The organism is Roseovarius sp., from assembly GCF_018066915.1.
Taxonomy (GTDB): Bacteria; Pseudomonadota; Alphaproteobacteria; order Rhodobacterales; family Rhodobacteraceae; genus Roseovarius.
In genome coordinates this window covers 1-2,675 of record NZ_JAGPVV010000076.1, presented here as the reverse complement: position 1 = coordinate 2,675, position 2,675 = coordinate 1, and the positions used below count along the sequence as shown (strand labels likewise).

3 protein-coding genes are annotated in these 2,675 nt (G+C 62.7%); 2 read left to right on the top strand and 1 reads right to left on the bottom strand.

Going from position 1 to position 2,675, the window contains the following annotated elements; translation table 11 throughout:
- The coding region (locus KBT70_RS04565) for a SulP family inorganic anion transporter (protein ID WP_296629327.1) at positions 1-1,066 on the top strand (1,066 nt) is incomplete at its 5' end.
- 14 nt (positions 1,067-1,080) lie between these two features.
- Entirely contained in the window at positions 1,081-1,935 is an 855-nt protein-coding gene (locus KBT70_RS04560; protein ID WP_296629324.1) for a universal stress protein, read from the top strand.
- A 43-nt stretch (positions 1,936-1,978) separates the two neighbouring features.
- On the opposite strand, the gene KBT70_RS04555 is transcribed toward KBT70_RS04560, so the two are convergent.
- Positions 1,979-2,584 (bottom strand): urea carboxylase-associated family protein, encoded by a 606-nt coding sequence (locus KBT70_RS04555; protein WP_296629321.1) that lies wholly within the window; start codon positions 2,582-2,584, stop codon positions 1,979-1,981.
- Between the last annotated feature and the right edge of the window lie 91 nt (positions 2,585-2,675).

Here is a 2,675-nt window from a genome sequence, read left to right as displayed (position 1 = left end):
CCCAAGAGCGGTGTCATGGATCACCTATGTTCTGGTCGCGGCGGGGCTGGGGATCATTTACCTCTTCCCGCTTCTGACCAAGGCTGTGCCCTCGCCGCTGGTGACAATCATCGTGCTGACAGCGTTGACGCTCGCGCTTGGCCTAGATGTGCGCACGGTGGGCGATATGGGCGCGCTGCCCGATACGCTGCCGGTGTTCCTGATCCCCGACATTCCGCTCACATTTGAGACGCTGATGATCATCCTGCCTTATTCGGTGGCGGTGGCGGTCGTTGGGCTGCTCGAGAGTCTGATGACACAGAACATCGTCGATGATCTGACCGACACGAAATCGAACCGCAGCCAAGAAATGATCGGGCAGGGGATTGCCAATAGCGCCACCGGATTCATCGGTGGCATGGCGGGCTGTGCGATGATCGGGCAGTCGATCATCAACGTCAAATCCGGCGGGCGCGGGCGGCTGTCGAGTTTTGTGGCGGGTCTGTTCCTGCTGATCCTTGTGGTGGGCTTGGGCGATGTCGTCAGCCTCATTCCGATGGCGGCGCTGGTGGCGATTATGATCATGGTCTCGATCGGCACGTTTTCCTGGTCGTCGATCAGGAACCTGCGCAAGCATCCGCGCTCGTCCTCGATCGTGATGATCGCGACGGTGGTGACGGTGGTCTATACCCACAACCTCGCCATTGGCGTGTTGGTGGGGGTGCTCTTGTCGGGCATCTTCTTTGCCGGCAAGATCGCGCAGCTTTTCCGGGTTACGAGCGAGATTTCCAAGGATGGGCGCGAACGCACCTACCGGGTCGAGGGGCAGCTTTTCTATGGCTCGGTCGAGGATTTCATGAATGCCTTTGACTTCAGGGAGGCGCTTGAGAAGGTCGTGATCGACGTGAGTGCGGCGCATATCTGGGATATTTCCTCGGTGCAGGCACTCGACATGGCGGTATTGAAATTCCGCCGCGACGGGGCCGAAGTGGAAATCCGGGGCATGAACGCCGCCTCCGAGACCATCGTGGACAAGCTGGCGGAACATGACAAGCCGGGGGCCATCGACAAGCTGATGGCGCATTGAGGGAGGAGAGAGACATGACAGACAAGATCATCGCCTTGGTCGATGGCTCGATCTATTCGGCCTCGGTTTGCGAACATGCGGCGTGGATTTCTGGGCGCACCGGTGCGCCGGTGGAGCTCTTGCATGTGTTGGGGCGGCGCGAGGGGGCGGAGACCTCTGACCTCTCGGGGTCGATCCGGCTGGGTGCGCGCACGGCGCTGCTCGAGGAACTGGCAGCCTTGGACGCACAGCGCGCCAAGCTGGTGGCGCACCGGGGTCGGGCCATTCTGGAGGATGCGCGCGCCCTCTTGGAGGCGGCGGGGGTGAGGGAGATCACAACGCGGTTGCGCCATGGCGATATCGTCGAGACAGTTGCCGAGGTCGAGCATGAGGCGCGCGTGATCCTGATCGGCAAGCGCGGCGAGGCGGCGGATTTCGCCAAGGGGCATCTGGGATCAAACCTCGAGCGGATTGTGCGCGCCTGTCACAAGCCGGTGGTTGTCGCAGCCCGCGCCTTTCGGCCCATCGAGAAGGTGTTGCTGGCCTATGATGGCGGCACCTCGGCGATGAAAGCGGTGGATCACATCGCGCGCAGCCCGCTCTTTGCCGGGCTGAGGGTGCATGTGGTGACGGTGGGCACGGCCACGCCGGAGGTCAAGAAAGGGCTGGAGGATGCCCGTGCGCTGTTGGGAGCGGCGGGGATCGTGGCCGAGACTGGCGTGATCGCCGGACAGCCCGAAACCGCGCTTGGCAAGCTGGTGGAGGAGGCGGGTTTCGACATGGTGGTGATGGGGGCCTATGGCCACAGCCGCATCCGCAGCCTGATCATCGGCTCAACCACGACCGAGATGGTGCGGTCGTGCAAGGTGCCGGTGGTCTTGCTGCGCTGAATGGGTCTGACAGGCTGAACCCTGGTCGAGGGTCAAACGGTCGTTAGCGCCCCAATATCTCGAAATGTGCCTCGGTGGGCACGCAGGCGGCACCGTTGATCGGCAGGATGTCTTGCGGGCAGGCCGACATTGCCACCACGCAATCCATCACCGCGCGCAGCACGACATAATCGCCCGGTTTGCTAAGGGGTGTGCCCCAAGAGGTGTGCCCCGCGGGATCGACGGGGATATTCATCCACAGGTTCAGCGGGCTGGGTGTCTCGGGACTGCTGAGGCCCAATTGGCGCAGGGCGGCGTGCAGGTTGTCGGTGCAATTGTCGTGATAGTCGGTGCAGCCCAAAAGCCCGTAGCGGTAATCGTCGCAGGCGGCGATCAGCGTGTCGTGGCGGCCCATTGAGCTGTCTTCTTCGAACATGAGGATCGGACGGCGGCGGTTGGTCACAAGCGCGTCGCCTGCCGTGGGAAAGATGCGGCCCAAGGTGGGGCGTATATGCTCCATTGACATGAATTCGCTCATATCATCGGCGCTGAAGGCCCAGGTATCCACCACCTGCGCGCCATGGGAGTTGACGATGCGAATGGCCTCTCCGGCGCTCAGGCGCGTGGCTTTGCCGCGCCGGGCGGGGACGGTTTGGAGGGTGGGAGACATGCCTGCGCCTTTCGTTGAAACCAAGGGCAGGCTAACAGCTTGCGGCCCCATGCCAAGGGCAAATCGACCGGCGCTGCAAGGCATTTTCAGG

Excerpts from the sequence above, each read along its gene's own strand:
- KBT70_RS04560 (WP_296629324.1), top strand. The coding sequence starts at position 1,081 with ATGACAGACAAGATCATCGCCTTGGTCGATGGCTCGATCTATTCGGCC.
- KBT70_RS04555 (WP_296629321.1), bottom strand. The coding sequence starts at position 2,584 with ATGTCTCCCACCCTCCAAACCGTCCCCGCCCGGCGCGGCAAAGCCACG.